This window comes from Haloplanus vescus, from assembly GCF_900107665.1.
In the GTDB taxonomy this organism is placed as follows: Archaea; Halobacteriota; Halobacteria; order Halobacteriales; family Haloferacaceae; genus Haloplanus; species Haloplanus vescus.
The window spans coordinates 552454-572334 of sequence record NZ_FNQT01000001.1; the positions used below are offsets into that span (position 1 = coordinate 552454).

Below are 19881 nucleotides of genomic sequence, written 5' to 3' on the forward strand. Positions count from 1 at the left end.
GACCACCTAAACGTATTGGACCGCTACCCGTCGCCATGGCAGTCGAGAACCTCGCGGCGGACGTGCAGGCTTTCACCAGCAACGTCTTTCTCGTCTCCGGTGACCGGACCGCCCTCGTCGACACCGGCGCCAACTTCGACGTCGTCACCGAAATCGAGTCACGAGTCGACGGCCTCGACACCGTCGTCCTCACCCACACTCACGGCGACCACATCGGGAACGTCGACGACGTGCGCGCGGCGTTCGACGTGGAGACGGTCGGCTACGACCCCAGCCAACCGGCCGTCGACACCGAACTCGGGGAGACGGTCCGACTCGGCGACCACGACTACACCGTCCTCCACACGCCGGGACACAAGGACGACCACGTCTGCCTGTACGCGCCGACGGCGTCGGTGTGTTTCGCGGGCGACCTCGTGTTCGCGAACGGGGCGTTCGGGCGGACGGACCTAGAGGAGGGCGACCGCGAGACGCTGATTCGGAGCATCGACCGCCTCCACGACGCCGTCGACCCGGACCTCGGCGCTCTCCACGCCGGGCACGGGCCGAGCGTGACCGAGAGCGCGTACGCGACCATCGAACGCGCGGGGCAAGCGGCGCGGCGCTAGGTCTTCAGCCCGTAGTAGCCCGGGTCGTCGTCGGTCGGCGGTTCGGCGATGATTAGGTTGCCGGCGTTGACCATCACCCACGGCACCGCCCAGTCGACGAGGACGGCTTCGGTCCCCTCGTCGAGTTCGGCGTCGGGTTCGAGGCCTTGGAGCAACCGGCCGATTTCGGCGATGGTGTACATCTGGTCGGCGTCGAGCAACTCTTCGGGCGTGTAGAACTCACAGGGGTAGAGTTCGTCGAACGCGTCTTTGGCTCGCGGCATACCCGTCGTTGGCGGGCCGGCCCGTAAACGCTACCGACTGCTAGCGTCGCCACTCACCGAACGGCGTCGAAAGAAATGTCAGGTCGGCCGAGTCGTCGCGTTACTCGAAGAGTTCGGCGGCCTGCTCGTAGCGAGCGCTCGGCTCCTCCCAGTCGACGACCTCGAAGAAGTTGTCGACGAAGTCGCCGCGGGCCGGACCGTAGTCGTGGTAGTACGAGTGCTCCCAGACGTCGAGCGCGAGGATGGGGTGACTGCCCCAGAGCGCGCCCTGGTCGTGCTTGTCGACCACGACGTTGCGGAGCTGGTTCGAGAAGCTGTCGTAGACCAGCAGCGCCCAGCCACCGGCAGCGCCGGCAGCGGCCTCGAATTCGCCCTTCCAGGCCTCGTAGGAGCCGAAGTCCTCCTCGATCCGGTCGGCCAGATCGCCGGTCGGCTCGTCGCCACCCTCCGGCGACATGGAGTTCCAGAACAGGTCGTGGAGGATGTGTCCGGAACCGTTGTGGGTGACGTTCCGGATGGCCCCCGGCGAGGAGCCGAAGTCGCCGTCCTCGCGGTTCGCTTCGAGCGTCTCCTCGGCACTATTCCAGCCGTTCACGTAGCCCTGATGGTGGGTGTCGTGATGCCAGGTGAGTACCTGTTCGGAGATGTGCGGCTCGAGAGCGTCATAGTCGTACGGCAGTGGATCGAGTTCGTAGCTCATGATGTAACCTCCATTAGTCTGATGTATCGGGACGCTGTTAAGCTTTGAGGAACCGTACGCTAACCTCTCTCATGGGCTGTCGTGCGGGCAAAATAGCGGTTCGTCGGGGCGCCGACATCCCGAGGGGTCGTTCGAACCCATCGACCGTCGCCTCAATCGATTCAGAGCGACGGCGTCAGCCCTGCATGGGGCCGTCCGAAACCACGGGCTCCAGCTGGTACATGTAGAGTGCCACTGCCAGCAACATCACCGGGAGGACGGCGAGGAACCAGTCTGGGTTGGCGTACGTGATGTACACGCCCGCGAGCCCCGCGAGTCCACCTACACTGCCATACAGTGCCGCGTTAGGGATTCCCATACACGCAATATTCGACACAGAAATAAAAAGTGTTCCGGTGATTCCCACCACCGGATAACAGGTACGGTCCCCGCAGTTTCGGCGAGGACGGTTCACGGCCCCGAGGACTATACTGCAGGACGGCGAAGGGCCGCCATGGCGACGATCAAGGACAGCGTCCACGACCACATCGAGGTGACGGGCGTCGCCGAGGCGTTGCTCGACACGCCGGCGATGCAGCGACTCCGCCGAATCAGACAGCTCGGCACCGTCTCGCTGGTGTATCCGTCGGCCAACCACACCCGCTTCGAGCACAGTCTGGGCGTCTACCACCTCGCCTCACAGGCGCTCGACCACCTCGGCGTGGCCGGCCGCGCCGCCGAACGCGTCCGCGCCGCCGCCCTCCTCCACGACGTCGGCCATCCCCCTTTCAGCCACAACGTCGAACGCCTCCTCTATCGCCACACGGGCAAGTTCCACGACGACGTGGACGACCTCCTCGCCCGCGGCCGGGTCGGTGCCGTCCTCCGGGACCACGACCTCGACCCGAGCGCCGTCGCCGACCTCGTCGCCGGCGAGGGGCGCTACGGCCAGCTCGTCTCCGGCGAACTCGACGTCGACCGGATGGATTATCTCGTCCGCGACGCCCACCACACCGGCGTCCCGTACGGCACCATCGACCACGGGCGACTGGTCCGCGAACTCACCTTCGTCGACGGCGAACTCGTCCTCGCCGAGGGGAACGTCCAGACCGCCGAGAGCCTCCTCCTAGCGCGGGCACTCATGAACCCGACCGTCTACACCCACCACGTCGCCCGCATCGGCAAGGCGATGCTCCGGCGGGCGACCGAACGCCTCCTGACGACCACGGACTACGACGCCGAGACGGTTCGGCGGTGGGACGATTCGGACCTCCTCGTGACGCTCCGGCGCACCGACGCCACGGCCGACTTCGCCGACCGCCTCTCGACCCGCGACCTCTACAAGCGCGCGGTGTGGGCGGAGCTGGCCGACGTGCCCGACGCACTCCTGACGGCCGACCACGAGCGAATCCGCGACTTCGAACGCGACATCGCGGACGAGGCTGACCTCGACCCCGACGCCGTCGTCCTCGACGTGCCGCCCGAACCGGAGATTCGGGAGTCGTCGTCGCGGGTCGTCGTCAACGGCGAGATACGGCGCCTCGACCGTCAGTCACCGCTTGTGAGTGCGCTCCGGACCGCCGGGCGCAACCAGTGGCGACTCGGCGTCTACGCCCCCGCGGCCGCCGTCGACCGCGTCGGCCGCATCGCTATCCGAACGCTCGGTCTCGACGTCGACGGCGCCCCCGTCTCGGAGGTTCGCGGCGGCCTCGACGCGACCCTCGACGAGTTCGGATAGGTTCAAGGCCCGCGCGACCCCGGTGACGGTATGGAACTCGAAGGCCTCGTCCTCCGCGGCCGGGCGTTCGACCCCGTCGAGGGTCGCGTCGTCGTCGACGACGGCGAAATCGTCGCCATCGAGGAGACGGAGACCGACTCGGACGCCATCATCTGCCCCGCGTTCGTCAACGCACACACCCACATCGGCGACTCCATCGCCAAGGAGGCCGGTGCGGGCCTCTCGCTCGACGACCTCGTCGCACCGCCGGACGGCCTCAAGCACCGACTGCTCCGCGCCGCCTCGACCAAAGAGAAAGTCGAGGCGATGCGGCGCTCGCTCCGCTTCATGCAGCGCTCGGGGACGGCCCGAACGGTCGAATTCCGCGAGGGCGGCGTCGACGGCGTCCGCGCCATCCGTGACGCACTCGACGGCCTCGACATCGAGGCAACGGTCCTCGGCCGCGAGACGGTCGCCGCGATGGAGGCTGGCGACGGCTTCGGCGCCAGCGGTGCCCGCGACGACGACTTCGAGGAGCGTCGCACCGCCACCCGCGCCGCGGACAAGCCGTTCGGCATCCACGCGGGCGAACGCGACCCACACGACCTCTCGCCGGCGCTCGACCTCGACCCCACCTTCCTCGTCCACGTCGTCCACCCCGAACCCCACCATCTGGACCGAATCGAACGCGAGAGCGTCCCAGTAGTCGTCTGCCCGCGGTCGAACCTCGTCACCGGCGTCGGCACGCCGCCCATCGCCGACCTCTGTGACCGGACGAGCGTCGCGCTCGGCACCGACAACGTCATGCTCAACAGCCCGTCGATGTTCCGCGAGATGGAGTTCGCGTCGAAGGTTGGCGGCGTGCCCGCCGAGGAGGTGTTGCGGATGGCGACGATAAACGGCGCCGACCTCGTCGACGCGAACTGCGGACTCGTCGAACCCGGGCGCGACGCGAAACTGCTCGTCCTCGACGGCGACACCGACAACCTCGCGGGTGCTCGCGACCCCGTCCGGGCTGTCGTCCGGCGCGCGGGCGTCGACGACGTACAGCGCGTCGTGTTGTAGGCGGAGTCTCGACCGTGTCAAGAGTTATGTAGCGTAGCCTGATACCAATACCCATGGCAGCGTACGAGCACATTCTCGTCCCGACCGACGGCTCGGACGGCGTCGAGCGAGCCATCGCCCACGCCATCGAGGTGGCCGCGATCAACGACGCTGTCGTACACGCGCTCTACGTCCTGAGCACGGACGCCTACGCGGGTCTGGGGATGGAGTCGTCGTGGGAAAGCGTCGACCGTCTCCTCCGGGAGGACGCCGAGAAAGCCGTGGCGCGCGTCGAAGAGCTCGCCGACGCCGCCGACGTGCCCGTCGAGACGGTCATCACGGAGGGGAAGCCGAGTCGCGAAATCGTCAATTACGCCGAAGACGTGGGGTGTGACCTCGTCGTGATGGGGACCCACGGCCGGGGCGGCATCGACCGCCTCTTGCTGGGGAGCGTCGCCGAGTCCGTCATCCGAGCGTCGTCGATTCCGGTGACGACCGTCCCGGTCGACTAGGCAGGGCGGAGGTGTTCGCAGTCCCCCGCGTGGACGACGCGTTCGCCGTCGTCGGTCTGGACGACGAGCGCACCCGGGAAGCGCACGTCCACGGCCTCGCCCTCCACCACCCCGCCCGGCGTGTCGACGCGCACCGCTCGCCCGAGCGTCACGGCGTGGTCGCGCCACGCCGGGAGCACGTCCTCGGGGTCGAGCGCGTGAAATTCTTCGACCATGCGCTGACAGAAGCGCCGGCGGTCGGCGGTCCCGCCCGCCTCGCGAACGCTCGTGGCCGTCTCGGGGAGGTCCGCGGCGGCAACGTCGACGTTCGCACCGATGCCGACGATAAGCCACGAAATCCGGTCGGCTTCGCCCTCCATCTCGGTCAGAATCCCCGCAAGTTTTCGCTCGTCGCCCGCCAGTAACACGTCGTTTGGCCACTTGATGACGGCGTCGACGCCCGCCTCGCGGCAGGCGCGCGTGACGGCAACGGCGGCGGCGAGGGTGAAAATCGGCGCGTGCGCTGGCGGGCGGTCCGGGCGACAGAGCAGGCTGGCGTAGACGCCGCCGGGCGGCGAGGCCCACGCCCGGTCGAGACGGCCGCGCCCACCCGTCTGCTCGCCCGCGACGACGAGAACATCGCTCGCACCCTCGACCGCCAGTTCGCGGGCGCGGTCGTTCGTGCTCGGGAGGCGGTCGTGGTACTCCACGGAGTACGGTGCGTCGAGACCGACGGCGATGGCGTCGCCGCCGTACGCTGGCACCGAGTGGAGGGCGTAGCCGTCGGTGTCGCTCTCGATACCGAAGCCCGCCTCCCGGAGCGCCTCGACATGCTTCCAGACGGCCGCGCGCGAAACGTCGAGTTCCTCGGCAAGTGCCGGCCCCGACACCGGGCCGTCGGCGTCGGCGATGACGCGCAGGAGGCGTCGTCGGGTGGTCGTCATTCGAGGACGATGAGCGGGTCGCCCATGTCGACGCTGTCGCCCTCGCTCACCAGCACGTCGGTCACCGTCCCCCCCGCCTCGGCGACGACGTCGTTCTCCATCTTCATCGCCTCGAGGACGAGCACCACGTCGCCGGCCGCCACCTCGTCGCCCACCTCGACGTCGACGGAGAGAATCGTCCCCTGCATCTCGGCGCTTATCTGCTCGCCGTCGCCGGGCGCGGCCGCCCCGCCGCTATCGTCTTTCGTGGCGGCCTCGGGCCGGTCCATACCGCCGCGATCACCCTCGACTGTCGGGACGGGCGGCGCGCCGCGCTCTTCCAGATTCACCTCGAAGCGCTTGCCGTTGACTTCGACGGTGAACTCCCGTTCGGTCACTTCCTCGTCGTCGTCGCTCTTCTCGGCTTCGTCCGGCCCCCAGCGCTCGACGGCGCGTTCGATGCGCTCGTGGTCGAGCTCCTCGTCGAGGTAGTTGGTCGTGTGCGTGCCCGCGGTGAATCGCTCGTCGGTCACCATCAGCCGGTGGAACGGGATGACGGTGTGGAAGCCCTGGATGTCGAACTCGCGGAGCGCCCGTTCCGCGCGTGCGAGGCACTCCGTGCGGTCGCTGGCGCCGACGACCAACTTGGCGATCATCGAGTCGTAGTCGCCGCCGATGTCGTCGCCCTGCCGGACCGCGTCGTCGACGCGGACGCCGATACCGCCCGGCGGGTCGTACGTCTCAAGCCGCCCCGTCGCGGGCGAGAAGTCGTTGGCCGCGTTCTCGGCGTTGATGCGGAACTCCATCGCGTGGCCCTCGACCTCGATTTCGTCCTGCGTGAAGCTAATCTCCTCGCCCGCGGCGACCCGAAGCTGCTCTTTCACGATGTCGATGCCCGTTATCTCCTCGGTGACGGGGTGTTCGACCTGAATTCGGGTGTTGACTTCGAGGAAGTAGAACTCGCCGTCTTCGACGAGGAACTCGACGGTGCCGGCGTTGGTGTAGTTCGTCTCGCCGACGCCGCGCCGGGCGGCGTCACCGATTCGCTCGCGCAGGTCGTCCGAGAGCGCCGGACTCGGCCCCTCCTCGATGACCTTTTGGTGGCGACGCTGTAGCGAGCAGTCCCGTTCGCCGAGGTGACGGACATTGTCGTGGTGGTCGGCGACGATTTGGACTTCGATGTGACGTGGAGCTTCGAGGAAGCGTTCGAGATAGACGGAGTCGTTGTCGAAGTAGGCCTCGCCCTCGCGTTTGGCAGCCGCGAGTTGGTCCTCGATTTCGTCGGGCGACTGGACGATTTTCATCCCGCGCCCACCGCCGCCGCCCTCGGCCTTGATGGCGATTGGGTAGCCGTGTTCCTCGCCGAACGCTTCGACTTCCGCGGGGTCCTCGACCGGTTCGGTCGTCCCCGGGACGACGGGGACGCCGGAGTTCTGCATGACCGTTCGCGCTTTGGTCTTCTCGCCGAGACGCGCCATGGCGTCGGAGGGCGGGCCAATCCACGTGCAGTCGCTCTCCTCGACGCGGGCGGCGAACTTTGCGTTCTCGGCCATGAAGCCGTAGCCGGGGTGGATGGCGTCGGCGTCGGCCTTCTGTGCCGCTTCGAGGACGGCCTCTTGGTCGAGATACGAATCCGCGGCGCGGGCCGGGCCGACGTTGTACGCCTCGTCGGCGTAGCGGACGTGCCCCGCATCCGTGTCGGCCTCGCTGTAGACGGCGACGGTTCGAACGCCGAGTTCCTCACACGCGCGCATGACGCGCACCGCAATCTCGCCGCGGTTCGCGACGAGAACTTTCCTGAACATGCGGGTCTGTACGACCAATCCCCCCGTTAGTGTATCGGTCATTAGAGCGACGTTGACGCGTGCGGCGTTCCAGCCGTCTGGGCTGTCGAGTCGCAGTCGACATCGCCGATGCTGATTGACGGCGACAACCACGAGCGTCGCGCGCCGTTCGTTCGGTCACTTCCCACCCTCCGAGCATCGAATCCAAACGGCCTTATGCGAGTGACCCACACGGGAGAGTAATGTCTGTACGAGTCGGTATCCTCGGTGCCACCGGTGCGGTCGGACAGCGATTCATCCAGCTTCTCGACGACCACCCGACGTTCGAACTCGCGGCGCTCACCGCCAGCGACGAGAGCGCGGGCAAGCCCTACCGCGAGGCGGCGAAGTGGCGCGTCGACACGCCCATCCCCGTCGACGTGGCGGAGACGACGGTCCGACGCACCGAGCCCGACGCGGTGCCGGACGACATCGACCTGCTCTTCTCCTCGCTCCCGTCGAGCGTCGCCGTCGACGTCGAGGAGGACTTCGCGCGCGACGGCTACGTCATCTCTTCGAACTCCTCGAACGACCGTCTCGCAGAGGACGTTCCGCTCACGATTCCCGAAATCAACCCGGACCACCTCGACCTCATCGAGGTTCAGCGAGACGAACGCGGCTGGGACGGGGCGCTCGTCAAGAACCCGAACTGCTCGACGATCACCATGATTCCGCCGCTGGCGGCGCTGGACGAGGCGTTCGGCCTCGACCGCATCAACGTCTCGACGCTGCAGGCTGTCTCCGGTGCTGGCTACTCCGGCGTCACCTCCATGGAAATCCTCGACAACGCCATCCCGCACATCGGCGGCGAGGAAGACAAGATGGAGACGGAGTCCCGGAAACTGCTCGGTGACTTCGACGGCGCCGAAATCGAGTGGCACGACGCCGACGTCGCGGCCTCGTGTAACCGCATCCCCACGCTCGACGGCCACCTCGAGAACGCCTTCGTCGACCTCGACGACGACCCCGAAGTGAGCGACGTGGCCGACGCGATGCGGGAGTTCCCCGGTGTCGACCTCCCGAGCGCGCCGAACCAGCTCATTCACGTCTTCGAGGACCCCGAGCGACCCCAGCCCCGGATGGACCGCATGCGCGGTCAGGGGATGCAGATCTGTGTCGGCGGCGTGCAGTCGACCGAGAACGGCGTGAAGTTCAACTGCCTCGCACACAACACCGTCCGCGGCGCCGCGGGCGCCAGCCTCCTCAACGGCGAACTCCTCCACGAGAACGGCTACCTGTAGACGCCGCCGCTCGTTTTCTATCCGTCCGTCACGCGCATCGTCGTGCCCGCCCCGTCCGCCAGTCTCGACAGCGGCGACGGGTCGTCGACTCGGGCAACGACGTTCACCGGCGACGCGGCCCGCGGTTCCGTCCCGCTACTCGCCGGCGTCGGCCCCCAGAAGAGACAGAGCGCGTTGCCCTGCGGCCAGTAGGCGAGCGTGCCGGGTTCGACCTCCGCACGAGCCGTCGGCTCCGCGTCGACGTCGACCGGCGTTCGAAAGTAGAGTTCGTCTCCCCAGCGCGTGGCCGTCCCCGAGAGCGGGAGGGCGTCCGCAATCGCCTCTCGCGTCGTCGGGCTCTCGTCCAGCCACGTTGTGTCCATCTCCATGTCGTCGACAGTGACGACGAGGTCCGCCTGTGACATGGCGGAGGAGTCTGTGCGAGTCGCTATATATCCCGGGGACGCCCGGACGACGTTAGTCCAGCGCGTCCGCGAGCTTCTCGACCGGGTGCGGCGGGTTGTCGTCGTACTCGTCGCCGAGCTGCGAACGACAGGAAGCGCCGGGCGCCGTCACCACGTCACCGGAGCTCTCCTCGACTTCCTCGAAGAGGAGGCTGCCGATGGCCTGCGAGATGTCGTAGTGTTCCTCGTGGTAGCCGAAGGAACCAGCCATCCCACAGCAGGTGGTGTTAAGCGAATCCACCTCGTAGCCCGCGCCCTGCAGGGCACCGACGGCGTGGTGGTCCTTGTTGGTCGCCTTCTGGTTGCAGTGACCGTGGTACGACAGCGACTGTCGGGGCGTGCCGAAGTCGACGACGTCGGTCATCCCAGTCACGTCGGCGTACTCCATGATGCCGTAGGCGGCGTCGGAGACGGCCTCCACGGCGGGGCCAGAGAGCAGGTCACGGTACTCGTCCTGGAACATGACGGCGTCGGACGGTTCGATGAACAGCACCGACCAACCGTCGTCGACGGCGTCGCGGAGCGCCGAGACGTTGTGTTCGGCGCGCTCGCGGCTCAAGTCGAGCATCCCCGACGAGAAGGCGGCGCGACCGGACGGCGCCACGTCGTCGGGGATGCGGACGAAGATGTCCGCCGCCTCGAGGACGCGAATCGCTGCCTTCCCCGCTTCGGGGTAGATGTAGTTCGTGTAGGTGTCCGGGAACAGCAGGACTTGGTCGTTGGCCTCGCTCGGCGCGACCTGACACCGACCGCGGCTCTCGAACCACGATTCGAGACTCTCGCTCGAGAAGGTGGGAAGCTCTCGCTCGCGCGAGATGCCGAGTGCCTCCTCCATGACGGCGCGGGCGCCCGGAATCTTGGGCGCGATGTTCGAAACGGGGGCGAACATCGAGCCGACTTTCGACAGCGTGTCGATATTGGCGAAGACGCGTTCGCGGAGGCTGACACCCTCTTCTTGGTGGTACTGGTGTTTAACCTCCGTCTTCAGTTTCGCCATGTCGACGCCGGTCGGGCAGTCGCTCTTACAGCCTTTACAGCCGACACAGAGGTCCATGACCTCTTCCTGGAATCGGTCGGAGTAGATTTCGTCTTCGTCGAGTTCGCCGCTGATGGCGGCGCGGAGCATGTTCGCGCGACCACGCGTCGTCTGAATCTCCTCTTCGCTGGCGCGGTAGGTCGGACACATGACCTCCGAGTCGGTCTGTCGGCAGGTCCCACAGCCGTTACACAGTTCGACGAGGTCGGAGAAGCCGCCTTCGTCCTCGAAATCGAGCGCCGTCTGGGGCTCGACGGACTGATAGTCGGACCCGTAGCGGAGGTTCTCCCGCATGTCGGCGCCGACGCCGCGCTCGGAGTCGGGGCCGATGTCGTCGGCGCTCTCGCGGTAGACGACGTTACCCGGATGCAGATGCCAGTCGGGGTCGAACGCCGTCTTCAGTTCCTTAAACGCCGTCCAGATTTCCTCCCCGTACATCTTGGGGTTGAACTCCGTCCGGGCCATCCCGTCGCCGTGCTCGCCCGAGAACGACCCGAAGTGTTCGAGGACGAGGTCGGTCACGTCCTCCGTAATCGAGTGCATCTTCTCGATGCCCTCGTCCTCTTTGAGGTTGAGGATGGGTCGAATGTGGAGCGTTCCGCTCCCGGCGTGGGCGAAGTAGGCGGCGGAGGTGCCGTGGTCCTCGAGCACTTCCTCGAACTCGAAGACGTATTCGGCCAGTTCCTCCGGCGGCACCGTCGCGTCCTCGATGAACGGGTACGGCTTGGGGTCGCCTTTCATCCCCATGAGCAGGGGAATCGCGGCCTTGCGGAGCTTCCAGATGTCGGCTTGGTCTTCCTCGGTGTAGGCCTCGATAGCGTGGAAGGCGTCACCGTTCTCGACGAAGTAGTCGTTGGTCTCCGCGATGGCGTCTTCGAAGTCGTCGACGAGTTCGGAGTCGAACTCCAGCATGAGCGCCGCCTTCGTTCCCTCCGGAATCATCTCGACGTACTGGGCGTACTCGGTCGAGTCGGCGGCGAGTTGGAACACCTCGTCGTCCATCAACTCGACGGCGCCCACGTCGAACTGCAGTGCCTCCGGGACGGCCTGCATCGTCTCGACGAGGTCGTCGAAGCAGTACAGCACCAGCGCCGTCTCCTCGGGGAGAGTGACGAGCGACACCTCGGCCTTGACGATGACGCCGAGCGTCCCCTCGGCGCCGACGAAGAGCTTCGAGAGGTTGATGACCTCCTCGCCAGCGTCGTTCTCGTAGATGACCTTCTGGAGGTTGTAGCCAGACACCGACCGCTTGAGGTCGGGGTACTTGTCGTCGATTTCCTCCTCGTTTTCCTCAACGAGGCGGCGCGTCGTCTCGTAAATCTGGGCCTCGAGGCCGTCGCCCTCGACTTTCTCCTCCCACTCGCTGCTGTCGAGCACGATTTCTTTCGTGTGAATCAGCGACCCGTCAGACAGCACCACGTCGAGTTCCTCGGTGTAGGCGTCAGTGATGCCGTAGCGGACGGAGTGTGCACCCGTCGAGTTGTTGCCGATGCCGCCCACGACTGTCGCCCGGTTGGAGGACGCGGGGTCGGGGGCGAACTTCAGCCCGTGGTTCGCGAGGCGATTGTCGAGATGGTCCTGAACCACGCCGGGCTGCACGACTGCCCGCTGGTCGTCGGGATCCACGTCGACGATGTCGTCCATATAGCGCGTGAAGTCGATGACAACACAGCCCGGTCCGACCGTCTGCCCACCGAGTGACGACCCCGTTCCGCGCGGCAGAATCGGGACGCCGTGTTCGGCGGCGACTTCGACCGTGTGTTGCACGTCGCTCACGCTCTGCGGCAGCACGACGCCTGCCGGCTTTGCCTGATAGATGCTCCCATCAGTCGCGTACAGCACCTGCGCGTACTCGTCGAAGGAGACGTCCCCCTGAACCCCGGCCCGAAGGTCCTCGGCGAGTGCTTGGTACTCGTCAGCGTCGGGATGGTCGTGCCCCAGCGAATCGGCTGAGGTGTCTAAACCCGATGAATGTTCATCAATGGCCATGCGTCGCACACCGCACTCAGCGGTTATAACTCCTGCGTTACCGAATGTGACCCCCTCCACGCCGTCCGGCGATTATAATGATTTATGAGGCGTAATAGTTGCCGCGTTCGATACTGGCTAGCACGTGACTCGGACAAAATCGAACGAGGGCCTGGGGGTGCGCGAGGCACTCTCGGCGGTGTTACAGATACTCCTTGCTGATGCCCGCGCCGATAGTGTAGTTCGGGTCGACCATGTTACCGAGGCGAACGTGGCCGACCTGTGTCAGGAGCATGTACGCCTCCATCTCGTCGAAGCCGTAGTCGTCGGCGAGCCACGCGATGAGGTCCGCGTACGCGGCGCGGGCGGCGTCCTCCATCGGTCGGACGCTCCCGATGCTCATGATGAACTCGTCGGATTCGAGCCGCGGCCACGTGAGCTCCCAGTCCTCGACCACGTCGACCGTGATGGTCGTGTTCGTCGGGTGCTCGATGGCGACCCCGCAGAGTTCGCCGTCACCCTGCGCAGCGTGGCAGTCGCCGAGATAGACGTACCCACCCTCGACTTCGACGGGCAGATAGACGGTGTTGCCGGGGCGGACGTCCGGGAGGTCCATGTTGCCGCCGTGTTTGAACGGTGTGAGGGCGTCGACGGAGTTTATCTCCGGTGACGTGCTGATCGTTCCGATGAACGGCTCGTAGGGGATGGTGATGTCGTCGTTCCAGACCGTCCCCTCGGTCGTCACGTCGAGTTTCTTGACGATTTCCGGGAGCGGGTCGTGGAGCATCGCCGTTCGATCCGTCGCCGAAAGACCCCCGAAGTTCGGGACCGTACACGTCGTCCCTCGGGGCTGCGGGCCGCGCGGCTCGATGCTCTCGATGGTGATTGCGAGAGCGTCACCCGGCTCCGCACCCTCGACGTAGATGGGGCCGTTCTGCGGATTCAGGTAATCACCGAGCACCTCGCTCGGCAGGTCGTCCTCCGTCTCGATGGCCCCTCCGAACGCGTCGTGGGTCTCCACCTCGACGGTGTCGCCCGGTTCGATTTCGAGCACTGGCTCGGCGTACGGACCGACCGTGTAGTGGTACTCGCCTTGAACGTCTTCGGTGAGTTGGTGTTTCGTCACGGTTTTCGTTTGATTATAGACGCAATAGTTGTAATATATTTTGTTATTCTGGGATATAGTTACATGATATTTCCTAATAGTGAGAAATAGTCACCGAATACAAAACAGGACCGAATAACTGGAGAGAATCGCATCGTTTGGACGCAGTACGGACAAGCGGTGTCGGACGGCAGATGCTCGCCATCGGTCGTGACCTCGCGGTCTGAGGCGTTCAGCCATCTTTTTGTCGCCCGCGCGGCGAGTGCGAGACGCAATGAACCTGATTCACGTCTGCCTGAACGTTGCCGACGCGGACGAGTCCATCGAGTTCTACGAGCAGTTCGGCTTCGAGGAATCGTGGTCGTTCGAGACGCCGGACGGCGAGACGGAGAACCGCTACGTTGCCGACCCCGACGGGGTCGAACTCCAGCTCTCGGAGACCGAGGGCGAAACCGAGTTCGAGCAGGGAACGGCGTGGGACCACCTCGCCATCGGCGTCGACGACGTGGACGCCGTCTTCGAGGACGTCGACCACTACGGCGTCGTCGAAGAGCCGGGCGACCAGCCCGCCGCCGGCGCGCGCACTGCGTTCATCGAGGACCCCGACGGCCACGTCGTGGAACTCGTCGAACCGCTCGAATAGGTCGTGCGCGAGCCGCACCCACGCGGCGAAGTATCTTTTTGCTGGCAGTCCCTCCTATCGCCATGGACGACACAGCCGGCGCCACGCACGTGACACGACGCGGACTCCTTGCTGGCGGCGTCGGCGTCGTCGGCGCCGGGTGTGTCGGGGGGCGCGGGAGTGATGGTGGGAGCGACGGAACCGGGGACGACCCGTCGACTCTCGATACCCACCCCGTTGGCGAGGCGCTCGCGGCCCAGCCACGACTCGGCCCCGACCCAGCCACCGCGACGGCGACAATCGTCGCCTTCGAGGACCCCTCGTGTCCCCGGTGTGCGGCGTTCGAGGAAACGACCGTTCCGAAGATTCGACGCGAGCTCGTCGACCCCGGCGAGGCGGCGTTCGTCGTGCGGACGGCGCCGCTGGTCTACCCGTGGGGCGAGCCGGCGATTCACGCCCTCGAAGCCACCTACGCCCGCGACGCCGACGCCTTCTGGTCGCTCCTCGGCCACTACTTCGAGCGACAGGACGCCTTCGACACCGAGAACGTACTGGACCGGACCGAGACGTTCCTCGACGAACAGACCGGCGTCGACGCCGCCGCCGTCGTCGCAGATGCAGAGTCCGGAGCGATGGATGAGGCGGTCCAGACGGACGTGTCGGCGGCAGAGGCGGCCGACGTGAGCGGCACGCCGACCGTCTTCCTCTTCCGGGACGGCGAGTATCGGACGCGAGCAACGGGGTCGGTGAGCTTCGACTTCGTGACGCAGGCATTGGAGCTGTGATTTCGCTCCCCACCCGCGGCGCCGACTGGCGTCTCATGGCCCGGACCGCGCGCCTCGTCCTCGGCGTCCCCGGCTACGCCGTTCTCGGGGGGGTGGCCGCCGTCGTCGCGCTCACGGGGTTCGTCCTGTCGCAGAACCTGCCGGTCGTCGGCGACGCGCTGGCCGGCCGCGTGCCGGCGTCGATTCTCCTCGAACTGTATCCGTTCGTCGGCACCTCCTACGGCCCGATAACTGGACTGCTCGTCGTCTCAGTGGCTCTTCTCGTCGGCGTCGATATCGCCTTGGTCTCGTACCACGTGCGCGAACACCGACTGTCGGCCGAGAGCGGCGGCGGGAGCCTCCTCGGCGTCGTCCTCGGCACGCTCGGCGCGGGGTGTGCGGCCTGTGGGTCGGCGATTCTCGCGGGCGTCCTCTCGCTCTTTGGGGTCGCGGGGCTGGTGACGCTCCTGCCACTCGACGGACTGGAGTTCGCACTCTTGGCGCTGGTGGCGCTCGTCCTGTCGATTCACTGGCTGGCCGACGGCATGCGCGGCGGCGAGATTCGCGGCTGTCCGGTGGAGTGAGACGGATTATTGTAACTGTTTGCCGGTGGGTCGCCGAGACGGGCCGGCGAACTACCGGTGATGACTTACAATAAACCGTATGAAAAAACGAGAAGACGTTCGAGAGTGGGGTCGTTAGTCGAGGATGCCGGCGGCGCGGGCCTTGGCGACGATTTCCTGAGCCATCTTGTTGGTGGCTTCGTCGACCATCTGGCCGTCGACGGAGACGGCGCCCTTGCCCTCTTCCATCGCTTCCGCGTAGGCGTCGACGATGCGCTCGGCGCGCTCGGCGACGTCCGGGTCGGGGGCGAAGACTTCGTTGCCGAGTTCGATCTGGCTCGGGTGGATGGCCCACTTGCCGTCGCAGCCAATCATGTTGGCGCGCTCCGCGGACGTGCGGAAGCCTTCGGGGTCGTCGATGTCGGCGTACGGACCGTCCAGACACGGCAGACCGGCACTCTTCGCGGCGGAGTTACACTCCGAGAGCGCGTGATGCCAGTAGTGACCGGGGTAGTCGGGGAACTGCCCGATGTCGAGGCCGGGCGTCCCCATCGCGGCAGAGTAGTCGCCGGGGCCGAAGATGATCGAAGAGAGACGGTCGGAAGCGTGCGCGATTTCGTAGACGTTGTGGATGCCATCGCCGTCCTCGATCTGGGGTTCGAGACCGATGGCGCCGACTTCGAGACCGTTGTTCTCCTCGACCTGTTCGAGGAGGTTCTCGACCGTGTGAATGTCGCTCGGACCGGCGACCTTCGGCACGATGATGTCGTCAATCTGCTCACCGACGGTGCCGACGACCTCGATGATGTCGTCGTACCACCACTTCGTGTCGATGCCGTTCATCCGGAACGACAGAATCTTGTCGGACCAGTCGTGTTCCTCAACGGCTTCGATGAGGGGTTCACGGGCTTCGACTTTCGCGTTCGGGGCGACGGAGTCTTCGAGGTCGAGGAAGACCTCGTCCGCGTCGCTCCGAGACGCGCTCTCCATAAAGTCGGGGTCGCTAGCCGGGGTCGCAAGCTGGGTTCGCCGGAGTTCGACGTCTTCAGACATGTGCTTTCACCATTACATAAAAGCCGCACACGGCCAGATAAAGATTCCTTAGTATCTGCATTTTCGGGGACTGACGAGCCCGTTTTCGTCCGTTGTCGACAATGGTCGAATGCGAAACGATACCACCCCACCACGGACCGCAGACTGAACGCTTTTAGGCTCCCCGAGTAGAGATACGCGCAATGAGCGAGTACGACTACGAGGCACTCGGTCTCGTCGCGGGGCTGGAGATTCACCAGCAACTCGACACCGCGACGAAACTGTTCTGTGCGTGCCCGACCGAGCGTCGGGAACCCGAGGCGTCGACGCGGCGGTTCTCGCGGTATCTCCACCCGACGAAGAGCGAACTCGGCGAACTCGACGAGGCGGCGGTCGAGGAGAGTCGCGTCGACCGCGAGTTCGAGTATCTGGCCTTCGACACCACCTGTCTGGTCGAAGAGGACGACGAACCGCCCCACCGCATCGACGACGAAGCCCTCGACGTGGCCATGCAGATAGCCACCCTCCTCGACACGACGCCGGTCGACCAGGCCCACGTCATGCGGAAAATCGTCGTCGACGGCTCCAACACCTCCGGCTTCCAGCGCACCACCCTCGTCGGACAGGACGGCGAAATCGAGACGAGCGAGGGGCCGGTCGGCATCGAGGACCTCCTGTTGGAGGAAGAGAGCGCCGGCCGCGTCGAGGAGACGGACGGCGGCGTCCGCTTCAGCCTCGACCGACTCGGCATCCCGCTGGTCGAAATCGGGACCAAGCCCGACATCAGCAGTCCGGAACAGGCCCGCGAGGCCGCCGAGCGCATCGGCATGCTCCTGCGCTCGACGGGGTCGGTCAAGCGCGGCCTCGGCACCATCCGCCAGGACGTGAACGTCTCCATCGCCGAGGGTGCGCGCGTCGAAATCAAGGGCGTGCAGGCGCTCGACCAAATCGACGAAATCGTCCGCTACGAGGTGGGCCGACAGGTCGAACTCCTCGACATCGCCGAGGAACTCGCGGCGCGCGACGCCTCGGTCGGCGACCCGCAGGACGTGACCGACACCTTCGCCGACACCGACAGCGGCGTGATTCGCGGCGCACTCGATTCCGGCGGCTCCGTCACCGCCGTCCCGCTCTACGGCTTCGACGGCCTCGTCGGCCGCGAGATTCAGCCCGACCGCCGACTGGGGACGGAGTTCTCCGACCACGCCAAGCGCCACGGCGCGGGCGGCATCTTCCACACCGACGAGCTGCCAGCCTACGGCGTCACCGAAGCGGAAGTCGACGCGCTCCGCGATGCCGTGGGCGCCGGCCCCGAGGACGCCGTCGCCATCGTCGCCGACGACACCGAGACGGCGGAGCTGGCCATCGACGCCGTCGCGGAGCGAGCGGAGACGGCCATCGAGGGCGTCCCCGAGGAGACGCGCGACGCCACCCAGGAGGGGACGACCCGCTACCTGCGCCCCCTGCCCGGCGCGGCGCGGATGTACCCCGAGACGGACGTGCCGCCCGTCGAACTCGACCCGAGCGACGTAGAGGAGCCAGAACTCCTGACCGAGAAGGTGGAGCGCTACCAGTCCGAGTACGACCTTGACGCCGGCCTCGCCGAACAGGTCGCGTACGGGCGCCGGATGCCCCTCTTCGAGGACGTCGTCGCCGCGGGCGTCGACGCCACTTTCGCCGCGGGCGTGCTGGAGGGGACGCTGACCGAACTCCGGCGTGATGACGTGCCCGTCGAGCGACTCACCGACGACCACCTGCGCGCGGTCCTCTTGCTCGTCGAGGACGGCGACCTGGCGAAAGAGGGCGTCGACCAGGTGCTCGAAACGCTGGCCGCCGACCCCGACCTCACCGCCGAGGAGGCCGTCGAGGAGGCTGGCCTCTCCGGCGTCGACGAGAGCGAGGTGCGCGAGGCCGTCGCGGAAGTAGTCGAACGCAACGCCGACCAAGTCGAGGAGGAAGGCATGGGCGCGTTCTCCGCGCTCATGGGCGAATGTATGGGCGCGCTCCGCGGGAAGGCGGACGGCGAAGTCGTCAGCGACGCTCTCCGCGAGGAAATCGGCAAGCGGACGTAGGCTAGTTCAGCGTCTGCGACCGTGACGCGCGTTCGACGCCCGTTATCTCGAATCTGGTCCCGCTCGACTCGCTCTCAACGACCGCGACCGACCAGCCGTGGGCGTCGGCGACGCGCTGGACGATAGAGAGCCCGACGCCCGTCCCCGCCGATGCGGTCGTGTAGCCGTCCTCGAAGACCATCTCGCGCTCCTCTTCGGGGATGCCGACGCCGTCATCGGCGACGTAGAAGCCCTCGTCGGTGTCGCCGACCGTGACGGTCACGTCGTCGCCCCCGTGGTCGAGGGCGTTCCCGAGCAGGTTCTCCAGCAGGTGTCCGAGTTGGCCCGCGTCCGCCCGAACCACGAGATTCGTCTCGACATCGAGTCGCCCCTCCGTGGTCGCGACGTTCCGCCAGCACTCCTCGACGGTCGATTCGAGGTCGACGGCTTCGATTTCGCTCATCCGCTCGCCGTCGTGAGCGAGCGTCAACAGGTCGCCGACCAAGTCGTCGATGCGGTCCAGCGCGTGGGCCACCTCGTCGAGGTGGTCGTCGTCACGGCCGTCGCGAGCCACCGACAGGTGCCCGCGAGCGACGTTCAGCGGGCTTCGGAGGTCGTGGGACACGAGGCTCGCCACCTCGTTGAGGCGCTTGTTGCGGCGCTGTAACTCGTGTTCGTGCGTGCGCCGCTCCGTGATGTCGCGGGCCGAGGCGATGAGCGAGACGACCGTCCCCGTCTGGTCGGTCACGGGGCGGATGGTGCCGCTCACGCTCCGATAGTTGCCAGCGGTGTGGCTGTGGTCGGCCTCGTACACCACGTATTCGCCGTCTGCGGCCCGGTCCACCCATCGACTGACGTCGTCGCGGATGTCGTCGGTCCACCATGGCGTCTCGTGGAACGGCCGGCCGACGAGGTCCTCGTGGGCCGCGTCAACGAACAGCATCGCCGTCCGGTTCGCCTTTCGCAACCGGCCGTCGGGAGAGAGGAGGCCGACCAGCATCTTGGGGTCCTCGAAGACAGCCTCGAACTGGCGCTCGCTCCGCCGCAGGTCGGCCTGCCGGGTCGCGCTCTCGCCCTCCGCTCGACGCTGACTCACCGACGCCCGAATCCGGTTCGACAGCACGGCGCGGTCGTCGCGGTCGGGTATCCGTCGAACGTACGCCGTGACGCCCGCAGAGACGGCGTCGCTCGCGACGGCCTCGCTGCCCGACCCGGTGAAGAGCACGAACGGGCAGTCCGCGGACTGCTCGCGAACGAGTCTGAGTAGTTCGAGACCGGTTCCGTCCGCGAGGTCTTGGTCAGCGACGACGCAGTCGGCCTCATCCAGTCGCCTCGCCGCCTCTCGAACGCTCGACGCAGCCGTCAGGTCGAACCGGTTGTCGGCCGCGGCGAGCACGCTGGTGATTCGCTTCTCGGACGGCAGGTCGTCCACGCAGAGGACGCGAATCCGCTCGGTCGACCGAGTTCGCATTACCCTTGCTAACCCAGCGACCACTTAACTGGTTGGG

General features: G+C 66.6%; 19 protein-coding genes. 9 read left to right on the forward strand and 10 right to left on the reverse strand.

Translation table 11 applies throughout. The features are described from left to right. Positions 1-35: 35 nt before the first annotated feature. Entirely contained in the window at positions 36-608 is a 573-nt protein-coding gene (locus BLU18_RS02950) for an MBL fold metallo-hydrolase (RefSeq protein WP_092631234.1), read from the forward strand. Here the strand turns inward: BLU18_RS02950 and BLU18_RS02955 are convergent. The 3 genes from BLU18_RS02955 to BLU18_RS02965 form a co-directional block, all read right to left on the reverse strand. Next, the gene (locus BLU18_RS02955; protein ID WP_092631237.1) at positions 605-871 is read right to left on the reverse strand and encodes a DUF5827 family protein; all 267 of its coding nucleotides are present in this window, start codon (positions 869-871) and stop codon (positions 605-607) included. The genes BLU18_RS02950 and BLU18_RS02955 overlap by 4 nt on opposite strands. A 100-nt stretch (positions 872-971) precedes the next feature. Beyond that, positions 972-1571, reverse strand: a complete 600-nt coding sequence (sod, locus tag BLU18_RS02960; protein WP_092631241.1) for a superoxide dismutase — start codon at positions 1569-1571, stop codon at positions 972-974. A gap of 175 nt (positions 1572-1746) precedes the next feature. Beyond that, positions 1747-1929 carry a hypothetical protein gene (locus BLU18_RS02965; RefSeq protein WP_092631243.1) on the reverse strand — a complete coding sequence of 61 codons (183 nt, stop codon included), beginning with the start codon at positions 1927-1929 and terminating at the stop codon, positions 1747-1749. Positions 1930-2064: 135 nt separating this feature from the next. Between BLU18_RS02965 and BLU18_RS02970 the strand changes: the two genes are divergently transcribed. Genes BLU18_RS02970 through BLU18_RS02980 form a run of 3 tightly spaced genes read left to right on the forward strand, consistent with a single transcriptional unit; the run spans position 2065 to position 4823 of the window. Next, positions 2065-3288 carry an HD domain-containing protein gene (locus tag BLU18_RS02970; protein WP_092631247.1) on the forward strand — a complete coding sequence of 408 codons (1224 nt, stop codon included), beginning with the start codon at positions 2065-2067 and terminating at the stop codon, positions 3286-3288. Positions 3289-3318: 30 nt separating this feature from the next. Further along, positions 3319-4332: an amidohydrolase family protein gene (locus BLU18_RS02975; RefSeq protein WP_092631250.1), complete on the forward strand. Its 1014-nt coding sequence runs from the start codon at positions 3319-3321 to the stop codon at positions 4330-4332. 53 nt (positions 4333-4385) lie between these two features. Next, on the forward strand, positions 4386-4823 hold the full coding sequence (locus BLU18_RS02980) for a universal stress protein (RefSeq protein ID WP_092631253.1): 438 nt from the start codon (positions 4386-4388) through the stop codon (positions 4821-4823). On the opposite strand, the gene BLU18_RS02985 is transcribed toward BLU18_RS02980, so the two are convergent. Both BLU18_RS02985 and BLU18_RS02990 read right to left on the reverse strand, forming a co-directional pair. Continuing rightward, positions 4820-5746: a biotin--[acetyl-CoA-carboxylase] ligase gene (locus BLU18_RS02985; protein WP_092631256.1), complete on the reverse strand. Its 927-nt coding sequence runs from the start codon at positions 5744-5746 to the stop codon at positions 4820-4822. The genes BLU18_RS02980 and BLU18_RS02985 overlap by 4 nt on opposite strands. After that, positions 5743-7530, reverse strand: a complete 1788-nt coding sequence (locus BLU18_RS02990) for an acetyl-CoA carboxylase biotin carboxylase subunit (RefSeq protein ID WP_092631259.1) — start codon at positions 7528-7530, stop codon at positions 5743-5745. The genes BLU18_RS02985 and BLU18_RS02990 overlap by 4 nt, the downstream gene beginning before the upstream one ends. Positions 7531-7751: 221 nt before the next feature. Here BLU18_RS02990 and asd point away from each other — a divergent pair, with 221 nt between their 5' ends. Further along, on the forward strand, positions 7752-8789 hold the full coding sequence (gene asd, locus BLU18_RS02995; protein WP_092631263.1) for an aspartate-semialdehyde dehydrogenase: 1038 nt from the start codon (positions 7752-7754) through the stop codon (positions 8787-8789). A 17-nt stretch (positions 8790-8806) separates the two neighbouring features. Here the strand turns inward: asd and BLU18_RS03000 are convergent, their stop codons facing one another. The 3 genes from BLU18_RS03000 to BLU18_RS03010 all read right to left on the reverse strand — a co-directional run bounded on the left by BLU18_RS03000 (position 8807) and on the right by BLU18_RS03010 (position 13362). Then, positions 8807-9193: a cyclophilin-like fold protein gene (locus tag BLU18_RS03000; protein WP_092631267.1), complete on the reverse strand. Its 387-nt coding sequence runs from the start codon at positions 9191-9193 to the stop codon at positions 8807-8809. 52 nt (positions 9194-9245) lie between these two features. Next, positions 9246-12257, reverse strand: a complete 3012-nt coding sequence (locus tag BLU18_RS03005; protein ID WP_092631270.1) for an FAD-binding and (Fe-S)-binding domain-containing protein — start codon at positions 12255-12257, stop codon at positions 9246-9248. A 181-nt stretch (positions 12258-12438) separates the two neighbouring features. Further along, positions 12439-13362 (reverse strand): acetamidase/formamidase family protein, encoded by a 924-nt coding sequence (locus BLU18_RS03010; RefSeq protein ID WP_218124048.1) that lies wholly within the window; start codon positions 13360-13362, stop codon positions 12439-12441. A 253-nt stretch (positions 13363-13615) separates the two neighbouring features. Here BLU18_RS03010 and BLU18_RS03015 point away from each other — a divergent pair, with 253 nt between their 5' ends. From BLU18_RS03015 to BLU18_RS03025, 3 genes are all read left to right on the forward strand, one after another. Beyond that, positions 13616-13984, forward strand: coding sequence for a VOC family protein (locus BLU18_RS03015; RefSeq protein ID WP_092631276.1), 369 nt, complete (start codon positions 13616-13618; stop codon positions 13982-13984). 62 nt (positions 13985-14046) lie between these two features. After that, a complete protein-coding gene (locus tag BLU18_RS03020; RefSeq protein ID WP_092631279.1) occupies positions 14047-14748 on the forward strand; it encodes a DsbA family protein in 702 nt (233 codons plus the stop codon). 35 nt (positions 14749-14783) lie between these two features. Continuing rightward, the gene (locus BLU18_RS03025) at positions 14784-15311 is read left to right on the forward strand and encodes a hypothetical protein (protein WP_092633586.1); all 528 of its coding nucleotides are present in this window, start codon (positions 14784-14786) and stop codon (positions 15309-15311) included. Between the two features lie 114 nt (positions 15312-15425). Here the strand turns inward: BLU18_RS03025 and BLU18_RS03030 are convergent, their stop codons facing one another. After that, a complete protein-coding gene (locus BLU18_RS03030; RefSeq protein ID WP_092631283.1) occupies positions 15426-16343 on the reverse strand; it encodes an HpcH/HpaI aldolase/citrate lyase family protein in 918 nt (305 codons plus the stop codon). 182 nt (positions 16344-16525) lie between these two features. Between BLU18_RS03030 and gatE the strand changes: the two genes are divergently transcribed. Further along, on the forward strand, positions 16526-18394 hold the full coding sequence (gatE, locus tag BLU18_RS03035) for a Glu-tRNA(Gln) amidotransferase subunit GatE (protein WP_092631286.1): 1869 nt from the start codon (positions 16526-16528) through the stop codon (positions 18392-18394). A 1-nt stretch (position 18395) separates the two neighbouring features. On the opposite strand, the gene BLU18_RS03040 is transcribed toward gatE, so the two are convergent. After that, the gene (locus BLU18_RS03040) at positions 18396-19844 is read right to left on the reverse strand and encodes an ATP-binding response regulator (RefSeq protein ID WP_092631289.1); all 1449 of its coding nucleotides are present in this window, start codon (positions 19842-19844) and stop codon (positions 18396-18398) included. Positions 19845-19881 lie beyond the last annotated feature (37 nt).

Excerpts from the sequence above, each read along its gene's own strand:
- BLU18_RS03040 (WP_092631289.1), bottom strand. The coding sequence starts at position 19,844 with ATGCGAACTCGGTCGACCGAGCGGATTCGCGTCCTCTGCGTGGACGAC.
- BLU18_RS03005 (WP_092631270.1), bottom strand. The coding sequence starts at position 12,257 with ATGGCCATTGATGAACATTCATCGGGTTTAGACACCTCAGCCGATTCG.
- BLU18_RS03000 (WP_092631267.1), bottom strand. The coding sequence starts at position 9,193 with ATGTCACAGGCGGACCTCGTCGTCACTGTCGACGACATGGAGATGGAC.
- BLU18_RS02950 (WP_092631234.1), top strand. The coding sequence starts at position 36 with ATGGCAGTCGAGAACCTCGCGGCGGACGTGCAGGCTTTCACCAGCAAC.
- gatE (WP_092631286.1), top strand. The coding sequence starts at position 16,526 with ATGAGCGAGTACGACTACGAGGCACTCGGTCTCGTCGCGGGGCTGGAG.
- BLU18_RS02965 (WP_092631243.1), bottom strand. The coding sequence starts at position 1,929 with ATGGGAATCCCTAACGCGGCACTGTATGGCAGTGTAGGTGGACTCGCG.
- BLU18_RS03025 (WP_092633586.1), top strand. The coding sequence starts at position 14,784 with ATGGCCCGGACCGCGCGCCTCGTCCTCGGCGTCCCCGGCTACGCCGTT.
- sod (WP_092631241.1), bottom strand. The coding sequence starts at position 1,571 with ATGAGCTACGAACTCGATCCACTGCCGTACGACTATGACGCTCTCGAG.
- BLU18_RS02975 (WP_092631250.1), top strand. The coding sequence starts at position 3,319 with ATGGAACTCGAAGGCCTCGTCCTCCGCGGCCGGGCGTTCGACCCCGTC.
- BLU18_RS03030 (WP_092631283.1), bottom strand. The coding sequence starts at position 16,343 with ATGTCTGAAGACGTCGAACTCCGGCGAACCCAGCTTGCGACCCCGGCT.
- BLU18_RS02955 (WP_092631237.1), bottom strand. The coding sequence starts at position 871 with ATGCCGCGAGCCAAAGACGCGTTCGACGAACTCTACCCCTGTGAGTTC.
- BLU18_RS02970 (WP_092631247.1), top strand. The coding sequence starts at position 2,065 with ATGGCGACGATCAAGGACAGCGTCCACGACCACATCGAGGTGACGGGC.
- BLU18_RS02985 (WP_092631256.1), bottom strand. The coding sequence starts at position 5,746 with ATGACGACCACCCGACGACGCCTCCTGCGCGTCATCGCCGACGCCGAC.
- BLU18_RS03020 (WP_092631279.1), top strand. The coding sequence starts at position 14,047 with ATGGACGACACAGCCGGCGCCACGCACGTGACACGACGCGGACTCCTT.
- BLU18_RS02980 (WP_092631253.1), top strand. The coding sequence starts at position 4,386 with ATGGCAGCGTACGAGCACATTCTCGTCCCGACCGACGGCTCGGACGGC.
- BLU18_RS03015 (WP_092631276.1), top strand. The coding sequence starts at position 13,616 with ATGAACCTGATTCACGTCTGCCTGAACGTTGCCGACGCGGACGAGTCC.
- asd (WP_092631263.1), top strand. The coding sequence starts at position 7,752 with ATGTCTGTACGAGTCGGTATCCTCGGTGCCACCGGTGCGGTCGGACAG.
- BLU18_RS02990 (WP_092631259.1), bottom strand. The coding sequence starts at position 7,530 with ATGTTCAGGAAAGTTCTCGTCGCGAACCGCGGCGAGATTGCGGTGCGC.